Source organism: Enterococcus larvae (assembly GCF_017830045.1).
GTDB classification, from domain to species: Bacteria; Bacillota; Bacilli; order Lactobacillales; family Enterococcaceae; genus Enterococcus_L; species Enterococcus_L larvae.
On the sequence record NZ_JAEDXU010000003.1, the window covers coordinates 92,524 to 117,234 of the forward strand.

The window sequence follows — 24,711 nt, forward strand, 5'->3', positions numbered from 1 at the left end:
TTTTCTAGAATTCGTCTGAAATCTATGGTGTATCCTGAGTTTTACAGATACATACAGTTTCCTCATTGATTTTTAGAAGCAATAAACGCAGTTAATCCATTGACGAATGTATCATAACCTTCTGGTTGGATTTCTTTCTTGCGAATTCCTTTTCCCCGTTTATCCTCCATGGTTCCATCTTTGTACTGAATAAGCAGTGTCCAATTATAGCCTTCTCCGCCCATCTCATCCAACATGCTTTTATCCCCATAGGAGTAGTACTCCTCCCAGCTTTCTACATGGCTATCTTCTAATAGTTCATATACTTCAGCAATGTCTTCGGCGGATAGATCTATTTCAAAGTCTACATCGCCATATCTATGTTCAAAGCCAGGATTCAACTGCGCGGCACCATTTTGCAAATCTATTGCTAAAACATCCTTGTTCAATAAGTCTTCAATTTCATAGAAATAAATTTTCCCTATATTTTCAGTAGGCTGACTAGTCTCTGAAACAGTCAATGTGTGCTCATACAATTTTTCGAAATCTGAGATAGGATTTTGTATTTCTTTCATCTGAGTTTCTTTTACTGAGCATCCGCTGATGCACAAGATAATCATTATACCTGCTAAAAATATAATCCAGCAGCTTCTTTTTTTCATACTAACCCCTTTGCCTTTCTGTTATCCCGCTTATTTCTTATTCCTGACTTTCTATTATCTCATGAGTCACTTCGTTCTCCAACCTCCGATATTTCCCCGGTGTCATACCAAAGCAGCGAAAAAAAGAACGATTGAGCGCCTTCACTGATTTGAAGCCGCACTGCTCACTGATGTCAATGATTTTTAAGTCTGTTGTCAGCAACAGCTTCTGGGCCGCTTCTACTTGCAGGCTGTTGACATACTCTAAAAAAGTACTTCCTGTCTGTGCCTTGAAAAACCGAGCGAAGTATTGTGCATTATACCCAAAGTGTTCAGCAGTATCCTGCTGACTTAGCGATTCACGATAATTCTCACGAATATAAACAAGGATTTCAAAAAGTATATGGTGTTCTTTTTTGATAAATTCATATTCTTGATTGCTGATCGGAGTCGAGAATTCATGGAGCAGCTGATACATTAAGTCACTAAACAATCCGTTGATCTTCAGATACGAAAATGCATCCTCTGACAGCTGTAACGCCTGCATCTTCGGTATTATTTGCTGAATGAAGCCATAATCCTTCTCCTTGTCTAAAAGGCTATTGCAGCTTATTTCATAATCGAGACAGATACGGCATTCTTCCAGAAATAATCTAGGGATTTGCAAAATATACAGTTCAGAATCGCCAACCTGTATCGTCTCATGCAATGTATATGGATCAATAAACAGACAATCCCCTTCCTTGATCCGGTATGTTTTGCCTTCAATCCAAACATTATTTTCCCCTTTATGACAATAGACAAGCTCTGCACCTTCATGCCAATGTTTCGCAATCACTTGATGAATGTGATTCTTTTTTAGCGTAAACAAATGAATCGGTATCCGCACATCCTTTTCAGGTATTGGGTTGAAATGCTTCAGCTTCATTCCGGCTCTCCTCTCTTTCAAATCATTCCTGTTCTTTCTGCGACCAAGGGTACTCAGCAAGTTCTAATCACCTTGTGAAAACAGTCATTTTTTGACCTAAAAATTTTCTTCTAATTTTAAACTGTACTAAGAAAATCATATTTTATTTTATAAAACGAATATTTCTTTAATTTCTATCAATAAACAAAAAGTCAATTTTTGACCTTATCCAGTCAAAATATGGATAGCTAAGAAAATTCATTATAACGTATAATTTACTTAAAGAACACTTTGTGTTTATCTTTATCAGCAAACAAAATAGCTAGAACAATTAAAACGTATTTTGGAGGAACAAACATGAAAAAATTAGCATTGGGCGTAACAGCTTTAGTAACAGCAGTAACTCTTTCAGCAGCAATCCTTCCAGTAACAACTGCACATGCAGCAATTACGGTAGAATCCTCTGCTTACAAATCGGTTACACTATTTTCCGTTGAAGAACTGGAAACATTCACCGGCGAAACACTTACGAGTGAATCAATCACTTCTTTCTATAACAAGTTGGCTACAGCCAGCACTTGGGAAACAGCTGACTATTCAGCAAAAGAAGCTAAAGCAATTGCACTGGATTTCACGCGCAATCAATCAAAAGCTGACAGCTTACTAAAAAAACTAGTAAAAAACAATGCGCTCTATATGAAAATCGTCGTTTTAAACAAAGCCTCAATTAGCGCTGCCTTTGACATTCAAGGCTACAACGACAGCAATAATCAAACGCCAGAGCCTTCGACTCCTTCTGAGGTTCAAGGAACACTGGAAGAATTAGATATCTCAATTGAATATAAACAAGGAGATGTCGAGCTTTCTTATGAGGTCAAGTCAAACGGAAAAATCAAAGCGGAATATGAAAACGAGCTGACAAATACAGAGATGAGCGGTACTAAGGCTCAGGCTAAGATTGAAAGTCTACTCAAAAAAATTGATTTTCAAAACATGGATAAAAATCAGATCCTTCAAGTCGTTTTAAAAGAATTAAACTTGAAGGATAATTATAAAGAATTTGAATTTGAAGCAGAGTTTACAAACAACACAAAATTAGAATTCAAACAAAAATGAACCATTCAGACTGCTGATTAACAAGAACACTAAAAAAGAGCCCGAGACAGAAGTGTTTAGCTACAAGCACCAGATAGGTACTTTTCAGGAGCTACTTCTGACTCGTCGTTTATTCGGATTTAAGGTATGAAAAAGAGTGGGAACAGATTATTGTCCCACTCTCTTTTTCTGGATTTACGCATCTAATAAGTTTCTAACAGCTTGTAATGAGTATGGCCGCTGCACCAGTCCTTCAACCGGTGCATCCATCTCTCCAAAGAAAAGATGTTCGTCACATTGCAGCAGCATCTCCTGATCCATATCAGTATCCCCCAACCCTTTATAGGTCAACTGACTGCCGAACTCTTGCTTCAACCTATTCACTGCTTGTTCTTTTGATAGGTTTTTCGGTAGGAAATACAGCTTTTTGTGCTGAAAATAGCCAATCCAATCATAAACAGCTAGCGCAGAGTTTACCTCCTGAATGAAGCCCTCATCCCATTTTCTTTCTATAACAAGTACACAATAATAAAGCCCGTCAATATCCTTTAATTTTCGAACACTTTCTTGTGGAAGAATCACATTGAGGATCGCCAAAACAGCCTCTTTATGCTGCAATTCCATCGCCAGATATTCTCTCACTTCTTTATTCCAACGTTCATCAAGCACACCATCACGATAAAGATTGCCGCCATTACTGGTCAACGCAAATGGAATAGGAAGCTTCTGCCAAATCTCCGACAATCGTTCATACTGCTCCATTGAACGTGTGGTCACCGGAATCAAAAGGTTGTCTCTCTGCCAATCAATGAAAAAATCAACCAACTCACTCTCCATGTAACCATGACCGCCATTTCCATAGGTTTCTGCTTTGAAACAATTCTCTTCCTTCAGCTCTGCCGGCAGCGTTCGTTTAGAAAAAAGAATCGTTCCGTCTAGATCCGTAAAAAGTGCTGTCCTCATATTTCTTTCTCTCCAACCTTTTGACGAATCAGTCCGCAACAGGAGTACGGCATCTTCGTATATTCTTCGATTGGTACATGAAGCTCTTTTGCCAGCATCAAGATATGCCTTAAATCATTCGTTTTCTCTGGGTTGATCAACAGCTTTTCAGGTACACGACGCAATAAAACTCTAGTCGTCTCTCCTACACCCGGTTTAATAAAGTGGATACTATCATAGCCAAAATCCTCTTTTATCTGTTCGATTGCAGCCATCCCAGCCCAGCTAGGCACTTCATCAGGATTCCAAACAGCTAATGTCTCCTTGACCTCTCGTGCAATCTGCTCCTTATGCTTATCATAAGCGGACATCACCGTATCAATATAAACATTAGACAAATCCATTGCCTCGAATTCCTTATAATATTTTGCACCATGGACTTCTCCTGGTTTGATGTAGCGATCATTAAGTACTGTTCGGCTGACCAATCCGGAAACAGTAGAGTTCAGACAGGCACTGGGGATCAGAAAATCTTCTCTTGTCCCATACAAGGTTGTGCAATAGCCTGTATCTGCCAATACAGCTAGAGTTGGAGACAACGGATATTTCAAGCGTCTTTCCTTATTGTACTCATCACAGGCTTCTGTCAGTTCTTTCGTGATTGCTCCTTTTCCCGTCCAGCCATCAATAAACTGAATGTCCGCGGATTCAGACTGTTGATAAATATAATCCAATGCAACTTCATCAATCCCTCTGCCTCGAATGATTGAAATAGAATAATGCGGAATATCTACTTGATAGACTTGTTTCAAATATCGTTTGATCAATACACCAATCGGCGTTCCAGCTCTAGCTAAGCTCACCAAAACTAAATCTCTCAAGGTTTCATCAAGATCGTCTTGATGATTCTTCCTTTTCTCCAGTATGATCTGCTCAGCGACAACAGCTGTAGATAGGGCAATCCGTGAAGCAGAATCCTTCAAGGTTTCTTTAAACAAGGCAACATATTCCTCTGTCGGCTGGTATTCCACCGGCAGCATTTCTGAATAATGGACACCGCTTTGAATCAGAACTTCTCTTTCAGGCGTAGCAATTTCATCCACATACCCACTGATATCCTGAAGTAAAAAAATCACATCTTCATCTGAATAACTACCTTTGATAAATGGTTTCATTATTTGATCCCTCCAATCACAGACCGATAGGCTGCTCTAGATGCAAGATCGACAAAATAAATTTCTGCATCTTGAATTGTTTTTAGTGTACGATTCAATTCGGACAAACTCTCTCTATCCGCAATCCGCTCAAACAGCACGAAAATGTCTTGGTAGCCCTTTTCCCTCGGAATCCCATATACATAGTTCGTCACACCCGATTGTTCCGGACTTGGAAATTCTCGTTTGTTGAAAATGGGATAATTCAACTGATTCCTACTCAAAATCGGACTTCTCGTCGTTGTATGAAATAGGACGTTCTCTCCCATCAAACTGGCGATCCGCATTGGCAGATACATAAACTCACCTGTACCAAGAACAAGAGCCGAACCCTCCTGTCGCAGACTTTTCAGCTGAGCACCAATCTGTATTAGCTGCTCTTCTTCATATTGTCTTTCTGCCAAGCCAAAACGGCCAGTTGCTGTCAGATAAGCGGGAATCTCAATTTTTTCTCCGACTTCCACTGGTGCCAAAGAATAAGAAAGTCTCGGCAGCTTCTTTTTAAAGGGCTTTTGCAGCATAAAAGCAGCTGATTCTTTATCTGTTATTAGAGAATCTTCCTTCAATGCTTCAATACGCCCGATTTCTTCCACAGTGCCTTTCAATAATGAGACTTCATTTATCTGAATCCCCAGCTCCTGCTCCAATTCTCTGAACGCCTGCTGATTTTCTCTACTGCGCCAATCCAAAATCGAAACGATCGTAAATTTCTTTTTCTGTGGGAACATTCGAATGATGTCTCGAATAATATTTAAGTTCGTTTTCCCTGTCGTTACTTCATCGTCTACTAAAACCACTTCCGTATCATCCTTAAAGAAATCAGGATCTTCCGCATAAACACGATGTGCCGTCGCATGACTGTGTTCTTCTTCAAAGGAGAGGATCGCCTCTCTATCGATCAGTTCCCTTGTCGTATGAATGTATCTGGCTGGCGAAGCAAAGCTTTCAAAAAATGCCTGTCCTAGCGCAGTTGCTGTTTCACAAAAGCCGATAACTGTTATCGGTCTATCCAGTGTGATCACTGCGTCCTTCATGTGCTCTATATTGAAGTTCTTTCGCATGGTCGGCTCGTTCAAGACTTCTCTGATTTGTTCTTGATACTGCTCGATCTGACCACTATAAACCAATGCTAATGCACGACCAATCAGCAATGAAACAGAAGGATTTACCGGCAAGTGTTTGCCCAATACCGGACTGACGAACAAGAAGCTGCGCTTTTTATTGATCCTTGCTGCCATTTTAAATAGGCTGTCCGGCTCGATACGAAAAGGATTATCCTCGATCGTGATCTTTACTTTCAATCCTTGTGCAACTGGATACTCTTTTACCTCTGTCATTTTTTTTCCTCGCTTAAGTATTCGGCAATCAATAAATCAACAAACTCTTTCTTATCATTGAACACACCATAGATTTCTGCTCGTCGAATGATCTGCTTCGCCCACAAAAGGTGCGGCTTGACCTCATTCATTTTGTTGCCTCCATCACTTTTGAACACACCAATTTGACCATCTGTACTGTCCAAAATATGCTTGGCATCCATGTATTCTTCTTTTGGTACGACTAGCTGGCTGTTGATTGGAACAATATGCGTCGGATGAATACAGGTTTTCCCATTGATACCATTGACCTTATCAAACAGAACCTCCCGTATCAAACCGTCGTTCGCTTCTGTTATCAGCTCTTTTCGGATCAGCTGGCCGTCTTCCCCCAGCTTTGCTTTAAACGGTGTCTCTCTTAATAATGGCTTCAATATTCTTGGACGCTTTCCAAAGAATTCCCAAACGCAGCCGCTGATGACAAAGCGACGATCAATAGAAAAGTAATTGAGGACATCTGTCATGAAATCCCTCATGACAGAAACATCATAGATGGTCGAATCAATGGTTCTTCGCAAGCCAAATAAACCACACATATCTGTTGCTCCCAAACGAATATTGAGGATTCGTTCCTCAAATTTCGGCTGTGTCAGGATATCATAAATCTTGGTCATTTCTTCTTCTCTAGTCCGTTTGATCATCAATGCTCTGGATTCCAAAATAGGCATTGCCCAAAGCCATGTATCATTCTTTTCCGATAACTCGATAACATTTGTTAAATAGTCCACCATATTATGTGTATCTGCCTTCGGTAAAGCAAAACCATCGATAACCTTAGCTAAAGTGCCTAACCGCTCTCCGAAAGCAGCTAAATGCTCAGGTGTTCGAACACGAATAAATAACATTGGCAGCTGATTTCTTTCCACTTCTGAAAGCGAATCGGTATACGCTTGAATCTCTTTCAGCTGACTGATCAGGTTATCTTCAGCCGTTTCTAATGTGACATCCCCTATACTATCTTCTAAACATAAAATATAGGCTGCTGCTGAATAGCGGGCATTGATTACCAATTGTGCAATGTTCTCTCTGGTTGCCGGCATATACAGCGCGGCTCCCAGTGCATTCCCTATCAGTAGACGTTCATCTGATGAGAACCGGTAAATCCCTTCATGCTTTGTTTTGATTGTTTGCGGCAGCTGATGGAAAATCGCTGTCTCTTCCTCTTGTGACAAAAAATTGAAATGTTTCATGTCAAACCTCTTTTCTTCCTTTTAAATTGAACCAACTTCAACTATCTCTAGAAAACTTTGTCATTCTTTTATAGGTGTTCCCCTTATTCATACCTTCATTTGTTTATGTATAAAAAACAGGAGGCGCCGCCTCCTGCTCCTACAATTCTACTCAACCATTCAACATGGAAAATCGACCTGTATATACTATAAAATTACATGTTATTCTTCTTCGCTTCATACTCACTTTGCAGTTCAAGGAGACGTTTTCTTCCAGCTTCTCTTTCCGCCACATTTTCTGCTTCGATTTGTCTTGTTTCTTCCATTCCCTGCATGATCGTGCTCCACGTTTGCTCCATTGTTTCAAGCTTGATACTTGGAGAACCTGACAGCTTCGCAATTTCGATACTGTTTTGAGAAATATTCTGTGCATTTTTCAATAGCATTTCATTGGTTCTGTTATCCAACTCACTCATTGCTTCTGCTGTCATCTTCTGTTGTTTCGCTGCTACAGCCTGAATCAATGCGCTCTTGAACACAGGGATCGTGATGACAAAGGCGGAATTGATTTTACCAATCAGACGAACATTTCCTTTTTGCAGCATATCGATCTGTGGACCAGTTTGGAGTGAAACTTGTTTCGCCATTTCAAGATCGTACACACGCTGTTCGACCATTTCCAAAGCAGCCGTCATTTTACTCAACTCGATACCAGCCATTTGATCGCCATTATTCACTCGTTCTTGTAAAGCTGCGATTTTATTGTTTCTTAAGTCATCCGCGATTACTTCACCAGCTGCGATATATTTCTCTAATTCAAGATAGTAACGAATATTCTCATCAGCTAACTGATTCAGCATCGCTACATTCTGTTTCATTTTCACTTCATATTTCTTGATTTCAGTATAAACAACTTCGATTTCGCCGCCCATTGTCTGGTATTTTGCCATGATTTGACTGACAATATCTTTCCCTTTACCGAAAATTTTATTCAACAGACCCTTTTTCTCTTCCGCAAAATCTTCCGGCTCGAATTTATCCATGATTTTTCCAAGCTTGTCTAACATAACTGTTGATTTCTGTGTTTCTGCCACAGTCATGTTGTTGAGGATTCGTGAAGAAAACTGAGAAATCTGTTCTGCTGGTTCCTTACCGAATTCCAAAATAGAGATTTGATCTCTCAAGTCAACATTTTTACTGATATTGATTACTTCAGGCTCAGATTTCAATTGTTCCTTTTGTAATTCAGCCTGTGATAAACGTTTTTCTACATTTACTACCTGTAATTCCTCTAATCCTGTTTCTGTTTGATTATCCATACTTTTCCAAACTCCTTCTTTTTATTGATAGAAACTGCCTGGTTCTGATTTACCTTTCAGTTTCCTTTCCTTTTGGGTCCGATATCCCCATCTCTACATCGTTCTCACGATAAGAGAGAGCTGCGGTACTCCTTTTCTTTATTGACAGAAACTGACTGGTTCTAATTTACCCCTTCAGTTTCCTTTCCTTTTAGGTCCGATATCCCCATCTCTACATCGTTCTCACGATAAGAGCTGCGGTACTCCTTCTTTTTATTGATAGAAACTGTCTGGTTCTAATTTACCCCTTCAGTTTCCTTTCCTTTTGGGTCCGATATCCCCATCTCTACATCGTTCTCACGATAAGAGCTGCGGTACTCCTTTTCTTTATTGACAGAAACTGTCTGGTTCTAATTTCCCCTTCAGTTTCCTTTCCTTTTAGGTCCGATATCCTCATCTCTACATCGTTCTCACGATAAGAGCTGCGGTACTCCTTCTTTTTATTGATAGAAACTGCCTGGTTCTGATTTACCTTTCAGTTTCCTTTCCTTTTAGGTCCGATATCCCCATCTCTAAACCGTTCTCACGATAAAAGCTGCGGTACTCCTTCTTTTTATTGACAGAAACTATCTGGTTCTAAACCGGATTTCAGTTTCCTTTTAAACCAATATACTGGCAGTCAACTACCTCAAATGATATACTTTTCTATTTCTTGAATTTGTTGAAAAGTGATTTTATGGTACTATTTCCTTTTGCTGCCATTCCACTAGTCTGGAAGGTCTCTTCAAAGTTGACTTCTTCAAGCCAATGACTATCAAACTGACTACTGTCAATGTATAACTCTACATCATTTTGCCCTGTCGGATTATACAAAACAATATCAAATCCCAACTCGTTCAACAGCAGTATAAGTGCTGCATCTGCCCGTGTCATCGTTCCCGTCATGCCATTATTATAAATCATGATTTTAGGAACATCCTGTGCGTAATCATATTGCTGAAGCATCTTCGTTATAAAAGGCGGAACATTCATTGCCTGAGAAAACAGATACAACTGAACATCCTCTTTTGATTCACTTCCATGAGGGAGAAAATGCGCCTTCCTCACATATCTGCTGATAGCACTTGCCAAAGCCAGCTGCATTCCATTTGAGACGGCTCGATGCTGCCACCAGTTAGATTCCATCAGTTTTTCCGGCGAAAGCGTACCATCCCTTTTCAAGGCAAACTGATAATGAAATTGCTGGTTCCCTTTGATCTCCTGCTTGATAGGAAACTCTCGAATAACCTCTACTAATTCAGTACTTCTTCTTACTGCATAGAAATCATCCCAATATTTCTTTCGATCAGCAGATACACCAAGCACCTTGGCAAAAATCACTGGAATTTTAACGACCTCTTTTTCCACTTTGAAATTCGGTCTGACAAATGCTTTCTCTTTGCCAATGATACGTATCTCATCGTAGGTTGTCTGCAACGTCAGACTTTCAGGCAGATATTCCCGCAACTGAAAAGGCTTTAATAACAATGTGCCATCGGAATTCATGATATTACTAAGCTCCATTGCCGCTTTTCGTGCAGTTGTTGATTTTCTCATCGGTTTTTCCGTAGGGAACGGCTCCATATCCATCTCATTTGGATACTCATAAACGGAAAGCGTGATCCCCTTCACATCTTTAAATTCATTGACCTTCTCACTGTTGAAAATCAGTACATCAAAGCCAAGAAGATACAGCAAGATCAGAAAATACTGTTCACTCTTTGTCATATTGCCGTACCAAATAACTCGTGGTACGTCACTTTCCAAATCAGCTTCCTTGAGCCATTGATCGATATAGTTAAATCCCCATTTGATGCAATCTACGATCACTCTGCGGAAGTCCTTATGAAGCAAGTCTCCATGATTCTCTGCAAAAATATTGATCAGATCAATAAATTTTAACGTCAGATAGCGGTAATACTCCGGATGCTCACGCAACGGAAGTAAATTGTTTCCCTGCATGAATGCCACAAAACGGTTTGGCGAAAGCCCTTTTTGCTCATTATGCGCATTAAACAGTTTTTGAATTCCCTGAAATATCTGATTATCGATCTGTTTCTCCAAATTTCCGGCTAGCAGATGAATATTGTAAGCGTCATGATAAACAACATCATAAAGCCACTCACTATAACTGAATTCATCTAACGGAACACCTAAAATAATTCCGGAAATCTGAGGATATGTCAACGTTTCTTCTGTTTTTTGAAACCCTGTTCTCAGTGATATAGGCGTGATAAATTCTGCTTGCCAATCAATCTTGTTCAGATCCTGCGGAATCGGATGTAATTCCAACACACCATTCACTCCATTTCTACTTAAACATTTTATACCTTGTTCCACTGTGAAACACTACAACTTAAGCATGATTTTTTGATATTTTTTCTTCTACCAGTCACGCTGAAAGTCTTCTGTGATATAATCAAAGTATATCCAATCCATACCAACTAATCAACACAAATTATTACCATAAAATGAGGCGATTTAGATTGAGCAATGGGTTGTTTTTCACTATATGACTACCGTTAAATCATTCATTTAACAAAAAATAATCAATGGATGCAGTATGAATAATACCCTTACTGTTTCTTATGTTTGTTTAACAGGCAGCATATACATTTTAATGAAAAAGGAGATACAAACCAATGGCAATTAACTTATCAAAAGGTCAAAAAATCGATTTGACCAAGTCTAATCCGGCATTGAATAATATCACCGTTGGGCTTGGATGGGATGAGGCGTCTCAATCCGGAGGCGGTTTTTTAGGCGGATTATTCAGTGCAAAGCCGGCAGCGATCGATTGTGATGCTTCAGTGATTTTGCTTCAAAATGATCGTTTTGTAGACAAAAAAGATGTGGTTTACTTTGGTCAGTTAAAGAGTACTGACGGAGCAATCGTTCACCAAGGAGATAACCTTACAGGTGCCGGAGATGGCGACGACGAAGTAATCAAGGTACAGCTGAATGGTGTCAATCAGAAATACAACAAGATGGTTTTTGTTGTAAACATTTATCAGGCACATAAACGCAATCAGGATTTCGGCATGATTCGTAATGCATTTATCCGTATCATGGATGATTCTGGAATGGAAATCGCTCGTTATAACTTAACAGACAATTATCAAGGTATGACTGGTTTGGTTGCTGGAGAACTATATCGCCACGGCAATGAATGGAAATTCGCAGCGGTCGGCAGTGGTATGGACGTAGCTAATCTATCAGACATGCTTCAAAGATATAAATAAACTATAAAATTCTGGAGGTTTTTTTATTATGGCAGTTTCATTGGCAAAAGGTCAAAAAGTTGACTTAACAAAAACAAATCCCGGATTGACAAAAGTTCGCGTCGGTTTGGGCTGGGACACAAACAAATATGACGGTCAAAGTGACTTTGACTTAGATGCAGAAGTATTCTTACTTGGCGGAAATGAAAAAGTGACTAGTGATGCTGATTTCATCTTCTACAATCAGCCAACCAGTCAAGATGGCGCTGTGCAGCACATGGGCGACAATCGTACCGGTGAAGGAGAAGGCGATGATGAGTCAATCGAAATCGTACTTGGCAGCGTGAACCCTTCTATTGAAAAAATTCGTTTTACTGTAACTATTGACAGTGCAGAAGAACGCAACCAAAACTTCGGTCAAGTATCCAATGCATTCATCCGAATCGTTAATGCTGATTCAGAAGAAGAATTGATTCGTTATGATTTAGGGGAAGACTTCTCTATTGAAACAGCTATCGTTGTCGGCGAATTATATCGTCATAACGGTGAGTGGAAGTTTACAGCAATCGGCAGCGGCTACCAAGGCGGACTGGCTGCATTAGGCAGAGACTTCGGAGTAAACATTGGATAGTCATCATAGCTAGACGAATAAAACATAATGAAAATTCCAGAAGTTCTCTGATGATTTTTCAAAAAAAAGTAAAGGAGCACGACGACATATGGCAATCAATTTATCAAAAGGTCAAAAAGTCGACCTGACTAAAACAAATCCGGGATTGACAAAAACAATCGTGGGTCTTGGCTGGGATACAAACCAATTTGACAGCGGTGCAGCATTTGACTTAGATGCCTCTGCATTCTTATTAGATGCAAACGGTAAATGCTTGAATGAAAAAAGCTTCATCTTCTATAATAACCTTCAATCCGAAGACGGCTCTGTGATCCATACTGGTGACAACCGTACAGGCGAAGGAGACGGCGACGATGAACAAATCAAAATCGATCTAGCTGCTGTTTCTCCGGCAGTAGAACGTATCGCAATCACTGTAACTATCGATGATGCAACTGCGAGAAACCAAAACTTCGGTCAAGTATCAAACGCCTTTGTTCATATTCTAAATGAAGAAAATGGCGAAGAGATCCTTAATTTTGACCTAGGAGAAGACTTCTCTGTCGAAACAGCTGTAGTATTCTGTGAGTTATATCGTCATAACGGCGAATGGAAATTCAACGCAATCGGCAGCGGTTATCAAGGTGGACTAGCATCATTAGTACAAGCTTACGGCTTGGATGTTCAATAAGAATTGATGGCACGACTAATGGCTGGGAAATAGTCATCCCAGCCATTTAGCTATTCTAAAAGAAGAAGTTGCGATAAAAACAAGAACCTCAAGCACGAGGAAGAAAGTTGACAGTTACCTGACTACTTTCCTCAATAATACAAAGGAGAACTATTTCCCTTTTTCCAAGTATTCTAGGGAAATAGATATCGGACCTACAAAATGAAGAAACTGGACAGTTACCTGCACAGTTTCATCCACAATAAGAAGGAGAGCCTCTACTCTTTTACAAACGAGAACCTAGAAGTAGAGGGCATCGAACCTACAAAATGAAGAAACTGAACAGTTATCTGCGCAGTTTGATCCACAATAACAAGGAGAACCACTTCCCTTTTTCCAAGTATTCTAGGGAATTGGCTATCGGACCACCAAAATGAAGAAACTGGACAGTTACCTGCACAGTTTCATCCACAATAACAAGGAGAACCATTTCCCTTTTTCCAAGTATTCTAGGGAATTGGCTATCGGACCTACAAGATGAAGAAACTGAGCAGTTATCTGTGCAGTTTCATCCACAATAAGAAGGAGACACGAATCAGTGAATAAATCATTTACCGGTTTAACAGCCGAACAGGTTGAGCAGTCCAAAAGAGAACATGGGACCAATGCTCTAACTGAAAAACAATCGGAATCATTTTTTGACAAATTAAAAGGAAACTTTGATGATCCAATCATCAAAATCTTGATCGTCGCACTTGTTCTTAATTTAATTTTTGCATTTCTTGGCTATGCTGAATGGTATGAAGCATTGGGAATCGCCATCGCAGTATTATTAGCGACGCTGATTGGTACATGGAGTGAATACTCTAATGAAAATGCCTTCCAGAAGCTACAGGAAGATGCTTCAAAAATCGTTGTCAAAGTCTATCGAGACGGACACGTTGTCGAAATCAAAATCGATGATATCGTTCAAGGAGATGAAATCATTCTGCAAACAGGGGATAAAATTCCTGCAGACGGTATTCTATTAGATGGTATTTTAAAAGTCGATCAAGCTTCTCTGAATGGAGAATCTGATGAGGCAACAAAAACACCTCTTCCTAAGGGTGGTACCTATGAAGACGGCGATACATTCGATGAGCACGCATTGTTCAGAGGCGCAGTAATCACCTCCGGCGAAGCAGTGATGAAGGTAACGAAAGTCGGAGATGCTTCATTCTTCGGACAAATGGCTTCTGAGCTTTCTATCGAAGATCGTGAATCTCCATTGAAGCTGAAGCTGGCTGGTCTGGCTGACATGATTTCAAAAGCCGGTTATACTGGCGGTGTTTTGATTTTCGTTGCATTTATGGTCAATCGTATCTTAGTACAAAACAACTTTGACGGCGCACTGATTTCTGAATATTTCTCAAATCTTGGGGTAGTCGGAAATGACGTTGTAGAAGCCTTTATCCTTGCAGTTATTATTATCGTTGTTGCGGTACCGGAAGGTCTGCCAATGATGATTGCTATGGTTCTTTCTCAGAACATGAAAAAGATGCTGCGCAGCAATATCCTTGTTCGTAAACTGGAAGGGATCGAAACAAGCGGAAGCTTGAACATGCTGTTCTCTGATAAAACAGGAACAATCACAAAAGGTAAATTAGATGTTGTTTCTTATATCAATGGTGCAAATGATAGCTTTGATACACTTGGCGATGTTCCTGGAAAACTTCAGAAACTCATTGGTACTGCTATCGTAAACAATACAAATGCTGTGATTTCTGAAGATAGTAACGGAAACGTTCTAATCATCGGGGGGAACCCAACAGAAAAAGCAGTCCTTGCTTTTGCAGAGAAAAATGAAAACTTGCATGGAACACTGGAACACGTTTCTGTAATTCCTTTCTCTTCTGCTAGAAAATTTTCAGCAACCCAGGTTGCCGGTGAGTGGAACACGACTCTTATCAAGGGCGCACCGGAAAAGATTTTACCGAACTGTTCAACTTATTATGATGCAGATGGTAACAAACAACCATTCACAAAGCTTACTGAGCTTGATAATGAAATCAACGAACTGGCAACAAGATCGATCCGTGTATTGATCCTCGCTACAACGGATGAAACAGTAACAGAAGAAACACTTCCTTCTGACTATACATTGATTGGTATCCTAGCAATTCGCGATGATGTTCGTCCTGAAGCGATCGAAGCAATAGAAGAAGTACATCAAGCGGGTGTACAGGTTGTAATGATCACTGGTGACCGTAAAGAAACTGCGATTGCCATTGCAAAAGACGCGAAGATTTTGACAGCTTCCGACGATGTTGTCCTTACTTCTCAGGAACTGAATGAAATGCCGGATGAAGAAGTGAAATCGATCCTTCCAAACATCCGTGTTATTGCTCGTGCTTTACCGACAGATAAATCACGTTTGGTTCGTCTGTCACAGGAAATCGGCTTAGTTGTTGGTATGACTGGTGATGGTGTTAATGATAGTCCAGCCCTGAAACGTGCCGATGTTGGGTTTGCCATGGGTAGCGGAACCGAAGTTGCAAAAGAAGCTGGGGATATCGTTATTCTGGATGATAACTTCAAATCTATTGCACAATCTATTCTGTTTGGTCGTACGATCTACCGCTCAATTCAGAAGTTTATCGTCTTCCAGCTGACATTGAATGTTGGTGCGTTACTGATCAGCTTCATCGCACCATTTGTTGGTATCGATCATCCATTGACAATCACTCAAATGCTTTGGGTAAACTTGGTAATGGATACACTGGCTGCGTTAGCCTTTGGTGCTGAGCCAACCTTGAAACGTTATATGAAAGAAAAACCTAAACGTCGTGACGAAAGTATCGTGACACGTCCAATGTTCTCTGCGTTTCTCTTTGAAGGGATCGTGATCACAGCAATCGGTTTGTGGATGCTGAAAGGAACATTCCTTTCTCAATACTTCACTAGCGGAACCGGCGACATCGCTCTTTACACAGGATTCTTCTCATTCTTTATCCTGTATGCTGTATTCAATGGTTTCAACGTGAGAACAGAGAAACTGAACATCTTTGACAACCTGAATAGAAACAAAATGTTCATTCGCATCATGGGTCTGATCATCGTCGTTCAAATCCTGATGACCTTTGTTGGTGGAGCAATCCTACGGACCACACCATTGAACGTTACCGAGTGGGCAATCGTTCTTGGCTTGTCTGTCGCTGCAATTCCAATTGATATGCTGAGAAAAGTTGTTTCAAAAGCATTGAATAAATAAGAGATACGAAAAAAGTCGAAGTAGAGCTTACGCTCTTGCTTCGACTTTTTTATTTCAGCTATTCAATGGATCAAAAGAAAAATCTGCCAGAAAGCTGGCTGCCCAAGTCGTATCATTTTTCAGATACTCTTTACCAAAATCAACAATCAAGCCATGAAATTCTTTTGCCTCTGCGGTACTAAAATCTTCCGGCAAATACACACGATGCTTCAATTTCTTATACCCTTCAATGCCTTCGACACCTAAGCGTGTGAATAATCGCTGTGCGTAGCGGTCTGCAATAAATTCAACACCATCAAATATATAGACAAGCAGGACATCTGCTGTCTCTTCACCGATGCCTCGCAAGCTCAATAGCTGTTTTCGAAGATTCGTACCATAATGATCTTCAATTACAGCCAAATCAAATGTAAAATCCTGCAGCCAGAAAAATATTTCTTGAATCGCTTTTCCTTTATTTATATAAAAACCACTAGGACGTATCAAGTCCTGAAGCTCCTCCAACGGAAGCGCTGCAACCTTTTCCGGATGAAACTGCGTTTTTTCTCTCAAATTATGCAGGGAATATTCCACATTCGCCCAATTCGTATTTTGAACAAGTATGGAGCCAATAATAATCTCCCATTCTGATTCTGCCGGCCACCAGATTCTTTCCGGCATATTCCTCTTTAATTGTTCATACACTTCTACAACCGGTATCATACACCAGCCTCCCTCCATCATTCCATGTGATATGAATCTCTTACCAACCCAATGACACAAAAAGTCTGTTACATCTAAAACTTATAAGAAAGCACATCCACTTAGCCCTGTTCATTTATCAGTATAGCAAAAATTTGCAGCAGTCTTCAATTTTAACTTCGTCTACATGTTGAAGAAATTCAAATAGGACAGACTAAAGCAGCTCTGACGCAATCCTATAAATATGCTATAATACTATAACTATTCTCACGAATGAAGAGAAGCAAATGATTCAGGAGGTTTGACCGTTGAACAGAAAAGATCTGGAAACACTTCAAAAGCATTTCAGCGATGATAAAAAGTTTTTTAAAGATGGTTATTATCGTTTAAGAGATATCGGCAGTATGCACTATGAACTGGCCTTTCTGGAAGCTGGGCCGTGTGGAGATACAACCGTTCATCCACAAATTACGATTGATGCTGCAGAGAATGTTATCGTCCCTATCAAACTCCTTGATATGGCAACATCTCCAACACTGCGTCTTACCCAAGAGGAACATACCGATGAGTTGAATGAAGCGCTTGAGGGTTTGGTACAACGCTTCTATAGCGTAATAGAATAATGAAAAAGCAGCAAAGGCAGCTTACATGGAGGAAGATAGATGGACTAAAGACATCTTATCTCTTCAAAAGCACCTTTGCTGTTTCTTTTTCTTTTAAACCAAGCGGTCAGGCATCATTCCCTGTAGAAATCCCCAAACGCCGTTTTGAATGATCAGCTCATCTCGATTTTCAAAAGGAAGCGTAGTTCGAATCGTTGCTTCTTTTCCTTCAAGAACCTTTTTCGTCCAGTGAGGATCGATCAGCAATGCCCGACCAACTGCAACAAGCTCAGCATTTTCCAATACTTCTCCTGCCTGTTTCCCAGTCCGAACATCCCCAACACCAATCAACGGAAGGCGACCAGCTATTTTCTCGTGGACATAGGCAAGCATTGATTTTTCTTGAAATTCCTTAGATACTGAAATTCTTTGGTAGTCATTCAATGAAATATGCAGATAATCCAGAGGCTTATTTGCAAGCAGATCTACTAGATACATCGTATCTGCCATTTTAATTCCTGGCTCTTCATATTCCTCCGGAGAAAAGCGATAACCCACAATAAACTCTTTTTCAGCAAATTCATCTACTGCTGAAGTCACACGATCGACAAGCAAATCAATAAAATGTGCCCGCTTTTCCACAGAACCGCCCCATTGATCGGAACGTCTATTAGAATGTGGTGAAAAGAATTGCTGAATCAGGTACGTATTGGCTCCGTGCAGCTCTACTCCATCAAAACCGGCTTTGATAGCCCGAATTGCTGCTTGACGATAATCTTCGATCAATAACGGGATCTCTGCCTCCATCAATTCTCTTGGTGTCTCTGCTCCTTCTCGCTCAGCCGCAACTGCACTTGGTGCTACTGGCTGCTCCCCACGAAGAATTTTAGAATTTGTCATTCTACCGCCATGAAAAATCTGCAGGATTGCTTTTGTTCCATCTCGTTTGATAGTCGAAGCTAACCGGCTTAGGCTGGGAATCATTTCGTCTGAAGCAACACTTAGCTCCCCTTCCCAGCCTTTTCCTACCTCTTGAACATTCGCAGCAGCTGTAATCACTGCGCCAACTTCGCCGGTTCTTAAGCTGTAATAATTTAGCTCATCTTGCGTCACGATACCGTCGTAAAAACTCATCTTCGTTGTCATCGGTGCCATAACAATTGGATTTTTCAGCTTCAATCCTCTTTTAAATGTAATTGTTTCATTCAGTTTATTCATATGTCGCTGTCCCCCTGTATTAGTCAATTGTATTTAAGGCTTTTTTGATTGGCGTTTCCCCATCATGCATAGGAATAACCTTTTTGATTGTTTTTGGTGCTGTTACAATTTGTGCCAGCGTTTCTGCTACATTGGCAATTGAATTTTCACCCGCTTCGCCTGAACCAATCGTGATTTTCCCTGTTCCTTCTGACTCCTTCAATATACCAGGCTGTAGAATTGTATAATCAAGCTTTGTATTATTGATCAACCAAGAATCCGCATAATGCTTAGCAATCGTATAATCGAGAAGACTAGCCATCGAACGATCCTGCCAACGTTCCGGCTCTAAAGAAAATACCGAACTCAATTGAATATAACGCTTGATCCCTTTTTGTTCAGCAGCCTGTATCAGCTTGACTGCACCATTTAAATCTGTTTGCAGTAAATCTTTTCCTCTGGAACCAGCAACAAATATCACCACATCGGCATCTGCTAAGCTCTCAGCCAGTGTTTCTACTGAAGCATGAAGGTCTGTAAATACAGCTTTTACATTTTCTGACTCATTGATTTGATCTACTTTTCTCGCTCCCGCATAAACAAAATGACCTTGCTCCTGTAAAACAGCAACAAGTTTTTGTCCAACTCTGCCAGTTGCTCCTGCAACAAATATCTTCATTCCTTGACCCCCTTAATATGTATGCACATGCATATATTATCGTATAAATTAGACTTTTACAAATCATTTGACTTCTATCAGCTTGATTTATAAAAACCTGCTAACAACATATGCTCTTTAAATGCCTGCTTCAACACCGTATCCACCACATCTTCTGCTTTTTCAACCTTTTCCAGACCTTTATCAGTAATACTAACGTAGATTCCACGCTTATCATCTGTACAGATATGACGATTGATTACTCCACAGCGTTTGTCCTCCATCCGACTGATCAAGCGAGACAAGGCACTTTGACTCAAGCCCACTTTTTCCTGAAGGTGCTGCAGCCTCATTTTTTTTGATTCCTCAATGGAAAGAAAATATAGAACATAAAACTCATTTAATGCCAGACTTGCTTCCTCCTTCAGCTGTACTTCCAGTTCATTATCAACAACAGCTATCAATTGAGATATAGCCAACCAATCAGCTAATCTTGTGTTTTGTACATTCTTCATCTTTTTCACCTCTTCTCACTTATAAACGCATAGTCTAAAAAAACAGTAGTTTCTAAAATAATAGCTAAGAATATCCTTTTCGTCAATCTCTTGAGATTATCTATGTTGATTCATAAGTATAACTCAACCACCCTGTGCACAGGATAGAATTGAAACGCTTCAACAATGTTTATCCTTTATAAGATGTTTTATTTAAAATTTGATTCAATGATAAGAGTACCTCTAAAAACACTTGAAGTCATTCAGCGATATCTATAGAATGAAAGAGACACTCTTCAATAGAGGTCAGTAGTATTCTTAACGCCTCAGCGTATAAAGATATTGGATAGCAACTCTAGAAATAAACTGTCTGCCAAAATAGTTTGGTATGGTAGGTAGTATCTATTAGAAACTAGGAGGAGATCATATGCTAACATCAGCCCAAGAAAAATTAAATCAGCTGATCGATGAAATGGAAAAAGTCATCCTCGGAAAACGCGATGTGCTTCAACTAACTGTTACTGCTTTTTTAGCAGGAGGACATGTACTTTTTGAAGATATTCCCGGAGTTGGTAAAACAATGATGGTCAAAACATTGGCAAAAGCCGTTCACGGCACCTTCAGTCGTGTACAATTCACACCAGATTTATTACCCAGTGATATTCTAGGGATTTCTGTTTATAATACTGCATCACAAACTTTTGAATTCCATTCAGGACCGGTTTTTACAACCATACTGCTTGCAGATGAGATCAATCGAACAACACCACGGACACAGGCTGCTTTACTGGAAGCGATGTCTGAAAATCATGTAACGATCGACAATCACACCTATCCATTGGACGAACACTTTTTTGTTCTGGCGACCCAGAATCCAATAGAATATGAAGGAACCTATCCATTGCCGGAAGCACAGCTGGATCGCTTTCTTTTCCGTTTACACATTGGTTATCCTGAATTTTCAGACGAACTGGATTTACTTTTGAACAACCAGCAAAACAAGCTGGCGTCTGTCCGCCAGTTATTGACTTCACAGGAGCTTACAGAAATGAAGCGCTTGGTAAATGAGATTTATGTTGATCCTCAGATTGCTCGTTATGCCTTACAGCTAGTTCACGCTACTCGAAATCATGCCGGTGTTGCTTTAGGCGTCAGCCCTCGTGGAGCTGTTTCCTTTTTACAGGCTGCGAAAGCCTATGCCTTTGTTAACGGACGAACCTTTGTTACACCTGACGATCTACAACAAATCCTTCCTGCAACATTCGGGCATCGCCTATTATTGAAAAATAGAAATTCTTCTGCTGAATCCGTTCAGGGAATACTGGAACAGATCATCAAACGAGTACCGGTCCCAGTTAGGAGATGAGTATGAAAAATAATTTACTGAGAAACATCTTGCGAATGATTCCAGTTCTGCTTTTTTATCTTGCTCTCTTCTTTTATGCTGTCGTTTTCAATAATTCAAGTGGTTGGGCGCTATTTTTTTTCCTTACCTTTTTATTGGCTGCAAACTTCATCAGTCTGATTCCTTCACATAAAAAGCTCCGATTGGCAATGATTGAAAGTAGTACTTATCTTGTCAATCAGAGCAGTCAGCTGGCTGTGGAAATATATACGGACCGCCCACTGTTATTACCATTATATGGAGTGACAGTCACGCAGTCGACCTCCGTAGAAAAAGAAAACTATTTTTTCTTAGCGTATACAGGAAATAGAAAAGTGTTGACCTTTCATTGGGTACCGACAAAAAGAGGTTTTTTTTCAGAGCTGCCTGTGTCCATTCACAGCACTGATTTCTTGAAACTGATATCTAAGCAATCCGTTCAACTATTGACAGGTCCATTTCCAGTCCTGCCGAAAGTAAATAATGACTTAGCAGAAAAATTACTGCAAGCTGTTTTGACTGTCCAGCCAAATTTTTATGTCCCATTTGGCAATCGGACCTTTATGATCCGTGATTTTCGAGAGCACCAGGTAGGCGATCCATTACGAATGATCGACTGGAAGCAATCCAGCAAAAGAAGCGAACTGATCGTAAAGGAATATGAGCAGGAACAAGAACAGGAAACCTGTATTCTATTCTACGGACAGGCTCATACGTATTTTGAAGAGCTGTTGTCCATTTATTATTCTGTAACACGGCACTTGAATGGACGGATGACCTACAGAACAAAACTGCTGGCTGACTATTCTTCAGACACGCCGGAAGAATACGTACTTGCTGCACTCCAGCCGTTCTCTGAAGAGCCGGAAATCCCGTTCTCTACCAATAAAAAACTACTCATTTTTGCACCGGAGCAAACCGAAAAGCTCCAAGAGCAATTGCAGCTGCTGGCACGAACCAATGAGATTCTGCTTGTTACAACCAATGCTGGTCGTCTTTGCCTTCATTACAAGGACCAAGTTATCTACATCGACACAATGGAGGTGGGACAATGAGGGATCGAGTGAAAAAAAACTGGCTCTTCGCTATCTTGGCCTTCTTTATCCTGACTATCGCCAGTCCGCCATTTCTCGAGGTTTATCAACTTGGAAACAGTCCTCTGTTTATTGGAATGCTGGCTGTTATCTGCTTGATCACACTATTGTTCAAAGATTTTCTGATCACATTTCCACTTTATCTGATCAGCTATATTATTTTGCTGTACAACTATTTTCCTCTAGGACATTCTTTTAGCCTTGAATGGTTCACAGCACTTGTTGACGAGGTTACGCTTTCCTACAATCAGATTCTATCCGGCGAGCTAAGTTATATGCCTCAGACGATTGCCTTAGTCATCATTCTCTTCTTCCTGATTGCCTTGGCAGTCTTGATGATCCACTATGAGCGACCATGGCTGAGCTATTTGCTGATTGTTGGCTACCAGCTGTTATTAGTGGCATTCAATCAGCTGGAATTGAGCGGCTCATTACTTTTGATCACTTGTACAGCATTGCTTTTTCATCAATTGAAAAAGCTGCCGGACACGATAAGCCGTTCTCGAAGAAGCCAGTCTTTTGTCTTGAGCATGATGGTGTTTGCACTTTTGGCGGGAGCAGCTTATTCTTTTCAGCAGCTGTTCCCACAAGCCCGGAGCTTCTTATTCATACAAACTGATTCAATTCGTGATTACTTCAATCAGCTGGGGCTTTATCAGCACATTGCTCAATATGGGCAATCAGGTCTTTCCAAAAGCGGCTTTAGCGAAGATGATCAGCAATTAGGCGGACCCTTGTTGGATGATGCTGCTGTCGTATTCACTGCCTACCAGCAAGACCCACACTATTGGCGGATCGAAACCAAAGATACTTATACTGGAAAGGGTTGGGAAAACTCTAACAGTTCACTTCATTTTATCGGGAATCAAGACACCCTGATACTTGAGGATGTTGGATATTCCGGACCGCTCGGACCTGAAGCAGTAATCAGGCTGGCATTCACTGACGCTGTCAGCTATCTCCCTCAGCCTTACGGCAGAGTACAGCTCCCCCTTAATGGAATCGGCGGTGCCGAAGAGATCAGTGAGAAAAATCGAATCAATTTAAAAGAAGCACCTAAAGAATTCCAGCTTTACTGGCAGGAGCTGGCTTACGAAGAAGACGATTTGCAGAATGTTTTATTGTCGGATTACAGCTTTTACTCAGATGATTGGCAGATAGCTGCAGAAAGCGGTGTGACCTCTCAATACTTCGAGTTGCCAACGAGTGTATCTGATCGTACCATCACACTGGCGAACGAACTGACACACAACGAAACAAGTCTATACGGAAAAGTAAAGGCTGTAGAACAGTATTTGAAAACCAATGAAGAGTTTCGCTATTCGAAGACTGATACTACGTATCCAGCGAGTGATCAGGATTATGTCGAGCATTTCCTGTTCGACTCAAAGGTCGGCTATTGTGATAATTTTTCTACTGCGATGGTTGTCTTGCTTCGTGCGCAGGGAATCCCCAGTCGTTGGGCGAAGGGGTTTGCGCCGGGAGAGGTAACTGGTGAACAGGATGGACTTCTGGAATACACCATCAGGAACAGCCACGCCCATTCATGGCCTGAAGTTTATTTTGAAGGCTATGGCTGGATTCCTTTTGAACCAACACCAAGCTTTGATAATCCAGACACACCTGCAGAACCAGCCGTAGAAAGCGTCGATTCTTCTGAAACGCTAGAATCAAGCACTATCGCTTCAAGCAATGAAGTAAACGATTCAAGTAGTTCAGCCAATACAAGTGAAAGTAGTTCAGTAGAAAAGACAGAGAGCAGTTCTACTGAATGGCGCTCTTTATTAAAATGGAGCAGCAGCTTCATTGGAATCCTACTCGCTGTTATTGGTGCTCTTTTCTTGAGAAAAAATTACTTCTTGCTTCGTTATCGACTTTATCGACGAATCAAACCAAATGATTTCAACAACACTTATTTATTGATTCTAAGGCAAGCAGAGAAGCAATATACCAGAGCTGCGAACGAGCCTCTAGCACGTTATGCACAGCATTTTGAAGATGACAATCCTCGATTTGATGGGAGCTTCATTGCACTTACGAAAATATATGAAGAATCACTTTATGGAAAACAGCAGATGGATCGCCGCAAATGGCGTCCGCTGCTTGATCAGACAGCTGAAATCTTAGCTGTCCGTCCTAAAAAAAATTAGCCATTTATCGATTAAAAAAATCTCGTTAGAGGAGGTCCTC

General features: G+C 40.5%; 21 protein-coding genes. 9 read left to right on the plus strand and 12 right to left on the minus strand.

Annotated elements, in window-relative coordinates; all coding sequences use genetic code 11:
• Nucleotides 1–62: 62 nt before the first annotated feature.
• Entirely contained in the window at nucleotides 63–554 is a 492-nt protein-coding gene (locus I6N96_RS06935; RefSeq protein ID WP_209556837.1) for a hypothetical protein, read from the minus strand.
• 124 nt (nucleotides 555–678) lie between these two features.
• Nucleotides 679–1,548 carry an AraC family transcriptional regulator gene (locus I6N96_RS06940; RefSeq protein WP_209556838.1) on the minus strand — a complete coding sequence of 290 codons (870 nt, stop codon included), beginning with the start codon at nucleotides 1,546–1,548 and terminating at the stop codon, nucleotides 679–681.
• A 336-nt stretch (nucleotides 1,549–1,884) separates the two neighbouring features.
• Here I6N96_RS06940 and I6N96_RS06945 point away from each other — a divergent pair, with 336 nt between their 5' ends.
• Nucleotides 1,885–2,643, plus strand: a complete 759-nt coding sequence (locus I6N96_RS06945) for a YusW family protein (RefSeq protein WP_209556839.1) — start codon at nucleotides 1,885–1,887, stop codon at nucleotides 2,641–2,643.
• Nucleotides 2,644–2,817: 174 nt separating this feature from the next.
• On the opposite strand, the gene I6N96_RS06950 is transcribed toward I6N96_RS06945, so the two are convergent.
• The 6 genes from I6N96_RS06950 to I6N96_RS06975 all read right to left on the minus strand — a co-directional run bounded on the left by I6N96_RS06950 (nucleotide 2,818) and on the right by I6N96_RS06975 (nucleotide 10,955).
• Entirely contained in the window at nucleotides 2,818–3,585 is a 768-nt protein-coding gene (locus tag I6N96_RS06950) for an HAD family hydrolase (RefSeq protein ID WP_209556840.1), read from the minus strand.
• Nucleotides 3,582–4,739, minus strand: a complete 1,158-nt coding sequence (locus tag I6N96_RS06955; RefSeq protein WP_209556841.1) for a cysteine protease StiP family protein — start codon at nucleotides 4,737–4,739, stop codon at nucleotides 3,582–3,584. Before I6N96_RS06955 ends, I6N96_RS06950 begins: the two co-directional genes overlap by 4 nt.
• Complete coding sequence (locus I6N96_RS06960) at nucleotides 4,739–6,115, minus strand: phosphoribosyltransferase family protein (protein ID WP_209556842.1); 1,377 nt, start codon at nucleotides 6,113–6,115, stop codon at nucleotides 4,739–4,741. The genes I6N96_RS06955 and I6N96_RS06960 overlap by 1 nt, the downstream gene beginning before the upstream one ends.
• The gene (locus tag I6N96_RS06965) at nucleotides 6,112–7,344 is read right to left on the minus strand and encodes an HpcH/HpaI aldolase/citrate lyase family protein (protein ID WP_209556843.1); all 1,233 of its coding nucleotides are present in this window, start codon (nucleotides 7,342–7,344) and stop codon (nucleotides 6,112–6,114) included. Before I6N96_RS06965 ends, I6N96_RS06960 begins: the two co-directional genes overlap by 4 nt.
• 194 nt (nucleotides 7,345–7,538) lie before the next feature.
• Entirely contained in the window at nucleotides 7,539–8,642 is a 1,104-nt protein-coding gene (locus I6N96_RS06970) for a toxic anion resistance protein (RefSeq protein WP_209556844.1), read from the minus strand.
• 684 nt (nucleotides 8,643–9,326) lie between these two features.
• Nucleotides 9,327–10,955, minus strand: a complete 1,629-nt coding sequence (locus I6N96_RS06975; RefSeq protein ID WP_209556845.1) for a YceG family protein — start codon at nucleotides 10,953–10,955, stop codon at nucleotides 9,327–9,329.
• Nucleotides 10,956–11,302: 347 nt separating this feature from the next.
• Between I6N96_RS06975 and I6N96_RS06980 the strand changes: the two genes are divergently transcribed.
• From I6N96_RS06980 to I6N96_RS06995, 4 genes are all read left to right on the plus strand, one after another.
• Nucleotides 11,303–11,902, plus strand: a complete 600-nt coding sequence (locus I6N96_RS06980; protein WP_209556846.1) for a TerD family protein — start codon at nucleotides 11,303–11,305, stop codon at nucleotides 11,900–11,902.
• Nucleotides 11,903–11,930: 28 nt separating this feature from the next.
• Entirely contained in the window at nucleotides 11,931–12,512 is a 582-nt protein-coding gene (locus I6N96_RS06985; RefSeq protein WP_209556847.1) for a TerD family protein, read from the plus strand.
• An 88-nt stretch (nucleotides 12,513–12,600) separates the two neighbouring features.
• Nucleotides 12,601–13,182, plus strand: a complete 582-nt coding sequence (locus I6N96_RS06990) for a TerD family protein (protein WP_209556848.1) — start codon at nucleotides 12,601–12,603, stop codon at nucleotides 13,180–13,182.
• 577 nt (nucleotides 13,183–13,759) lie between these two features.
• Nucleotides 13,760–16,411, plus strand: a complete 2,652-nt coding sequence (locus I6N96_RS06995; protein WP_209556849.1) for a calcium-translocating P-type ATPase, PMCA-type — start codon at nucleotides 13,760–13,762, stop codon at nucleotides 16,409–16,411.
• A 54-nt stretch (nucleotides 16,412–16,465) separates the two neighbouring features.
• Here I6N96_RS06995 and I6N96_RS07000 read toward each other — a convergent pair whose 3' ends face one another.
• Nucleotides 16,466–17,113 (minus strand): endonuclease III domain-containing protein, encoded by a 648-nt coding sequence (locus I6N96_RS07000; RefSeq protein WP_209556850.1) that lies wholly within the window; start codon nucleotides 17,111–17,113, stop codon nucleotides 16,466–16,468.
• 287 nt (nucleotides 17,114–17,400) lie between these two features.
• Here I6N96_RS07000 and I6N96_RS07005 point away from each other — a divergent pair, with 287 nt between their 5' ends.
• Entirely contained in the window at nucleotides 17,401–17,715 is a 315-nt protein-coding gene (locus I6N96_RS07005) for a hypothetical protein (protein ID WP_209556851.1), read from the plus strand.
• A 93-nt stretch (nucleotides 17,716–17,808) separates the two neighbouring features.
• Here I6N96_RS07005 and I6N96_RS07010 read toward each other — a convergent pair whose 3' ends face one another.
• The 3 genes from I6N96_RS07010 to I6N96_RS07020 all read right to left on the minus strand — a co-directional run bounded on the left by I6N96_RS07010 (nucleotide 17,809) and on the right by I6N96_RS07020 (nucleotide 20,064).
• Complete coding sequence (locus tag I6N96_RS07010; RefSeq protein ID WP_209556852.1) at nucleotides 17,809–18,912, minus strand: NADH-dependent flavin oxidoreductase; 1,104 nt, start codon at nucleotides 18,910–18,912, stop codon at nucleotides 17,809–17,811.
• A gap of 19 nt (nucleotides 18,913–18,931) precedes the next feature.
• Nucleotides 18,932–19,570, minus strand: a complete 639-nt coding sequence (locus I6N96_RS07015) for an SDR family oxidoreductase (protein WP_209556853.1) — start codon at nucleotides 19,568–19,570, stop codon at nucleotides 18,932–18,934.
• Between the two features lie 77 nt (nucleotides 19,571–19,647).
• Entirely contained in the window at nucleotides 19,648–20,064 is a 417-nt protein-coding gene (locus tag I6N96_RS07020; RefSeq protein WP_209556854.1) for a MarR family winged helix-turn-helix transcriptional regulator, read from the minus strand.
• Between the two features lie 406 nt (nucleotides 20,065–20,470).
• On the opposite strand from I6N96_RS07020, the gene I6N96_RS07025 reads away from it, so the two are divergent.
• From I6N96_RS07025 to I6N96_RS07035, 3 genes are read left to right on the plus strand one after another with little or no spacing between them, the layout of a single operon-like run.
• A complete protein-coding gene (locus tag I6N96_RS07025) occupies nucleotides 20,471–21,409 on the plus strand; it encodes an AAA family ATPase (RefSeq protein WP_209556855.1) in 939 nt (312 codons plus the stop codon).
• A 2-nt stretch (nucleotides 21,410–21,411) separates the two neighbouring features.
• A complete protein-coding gene (locus tag I6N96_RS07030; RefSeq protein WP_209556856.1) occupies nucleotides 21,412–22,482 on the plus strand; it encodes a DUF58 domain-containing protein in 1,071 nt (356 codons plus the stop codon).
• On the plus strand, nucleotides 22,479–24,671 hold the full coding sequence (locus I6N96_RS07035; RefSeq protein WP_209556857.1) for a transglutaminaseTgpA domain-containing protein: 2,193 nt from the start codon (nucleotides 22,479–22,481) through the stop codon (nucleotides 24,669–24,671). The genes I6N96_RS07030 and I6N96_RS07035 overlap by 4 nt, the downstream gene beginning before the upstream one ends.
• The last annotated feature ends 40 nt before the right edge of the window (nucleotides 24,672–24,711 follow it).

Excerpts from the sequence above, each read along its gene's own strand:
- I6N96_RS06960 (WP_209556842.1), bottom strand. The coding sequence starts at position 6,115 with ATGACAGAGGTAAAAGAGTATCCAGTTGCACAAGGATTGAAAGTAAAG.
- I6N96_RS06935 (WP_209556837.1), bottom strand. The coding sequence starts at position 554 with ATGAAAGAAATACAAAATCCTATCTCAGATTTCGAAAAATTGTATGAG.
- I6N96_RS06985 (WP_209556847.1), top strand. The coding sequence starts at position 11,931 with ATGGCAGTTTCATTGGCAAAAGGTCAAAAAGTTGACTTAACAAAAACA.
- I6N96_RS07020 (WP_209556854.1), bottom strand. The coding sequence starts at position 20,064 with ATGAAGAATGTACAAAACACAAGATTAGCTGATTGGTTGGCTATATCT.
- I6N96_RS07000 (WP_209556850.1), bottom strand. The coding sequence starts at position 17,113 with ATGATACCGGTTGTAGAAGTGTATGAACAATTAAAGAGGAATATGCCG.
- I6N96_RS07025 (WP_209556855.1), top strand. The coding sequence starts at position 20,471 with ATGCTAACATCAGCCCAAGAAAAATTAAATCAGCTGATCGATGAAATG.
- I6N96_RS06970 (WP_209556844.1), bottom strand. The coding sequence starts at position 8,642 with ATGGATAATCAAACAGAAACAGGATTAGAGGAATTACAGGTAGTAAAT.
- I6N96_RS07010 (WP_209556852.1), bottom strand. The coding sequence starts at position 18,912 with ATGAATAAACTGAATGAAACAATTACATTTAAAAGAGGATTGAAGCTG.
- I6N96_RS06940 (WP_209556838.1), bottom strand. The coding sequence starts at position 1,548 with ATGAAGCTGAAGCATTTCAACCCAATACCTGAAAAGGATGTGCGGATA.
- I6N96_RS06965 (WP_209556843.1), bottom strand. The coding sequence starts at position 7,344 with ATGAAACATTTCAATTTTTTGTCACAAGAGGAAGAGACAGCGATTTTC.
- I6N96_RS06990 (WP_209556848.1), top strand. The coding sequence starts at position 12,601 with ATGGCAATCAATTTATCAAAAGGTCAAAAAGTCGACCTGACTAAAACA.
- I6N96_RS06950 (WP_209556840.1), bottom strand. The coding sequence starts at position 3,585 with ATGAGGACAGCACTTTTTACGGATCTAGACGGAACGATTCTTTTTTCT.
- I6N96_RS07035 (WP_209556857.1), top strand. The coding sequence starts at position 22,479 with ATGAGGGATCGAGTGAAAAAAAACTGGCTCTTCGCTATCTTGGCCTTC.
- I6N96_RS06945 (WP_209556839.1), top strand. The coding sequence starts at position 1,885 with ATGAAAAAATTAGCATTGGGCGTAACAGCTTTAGTAACAGCAGTAACT.
- I6N96_RS06980 (WP_209556846.1), top strand. The coding sequence starts at position 11,303 with ATGGCAATTAACTTATCAAAAGGTCAAAAAATCGATTTGACCAAGTCT.
- I6N96_RS07030 (WP_209556856.1), top strand. The coding sequence starts at position 21,412 with ATGAAAAATAATTTACTGAGAAACATCTTGCGAATGATTCCAGTTCTG.
- I6N96_RS06955 (WP_209556841.1), bottom strand. The coding sequence starts at position 4,739 with ATGAAACCATTTATCAAAGGTAGTTATTCAGATGAAGATGTGATTTTT.
- I6N96_RS07015 (WP_209556853.1), bottom strand. The coding sequence starts at position 19,570 with ATGAAGATATTTGTTGCAGGAGCAACTGGCAGAGTTGGACAAAAACTT.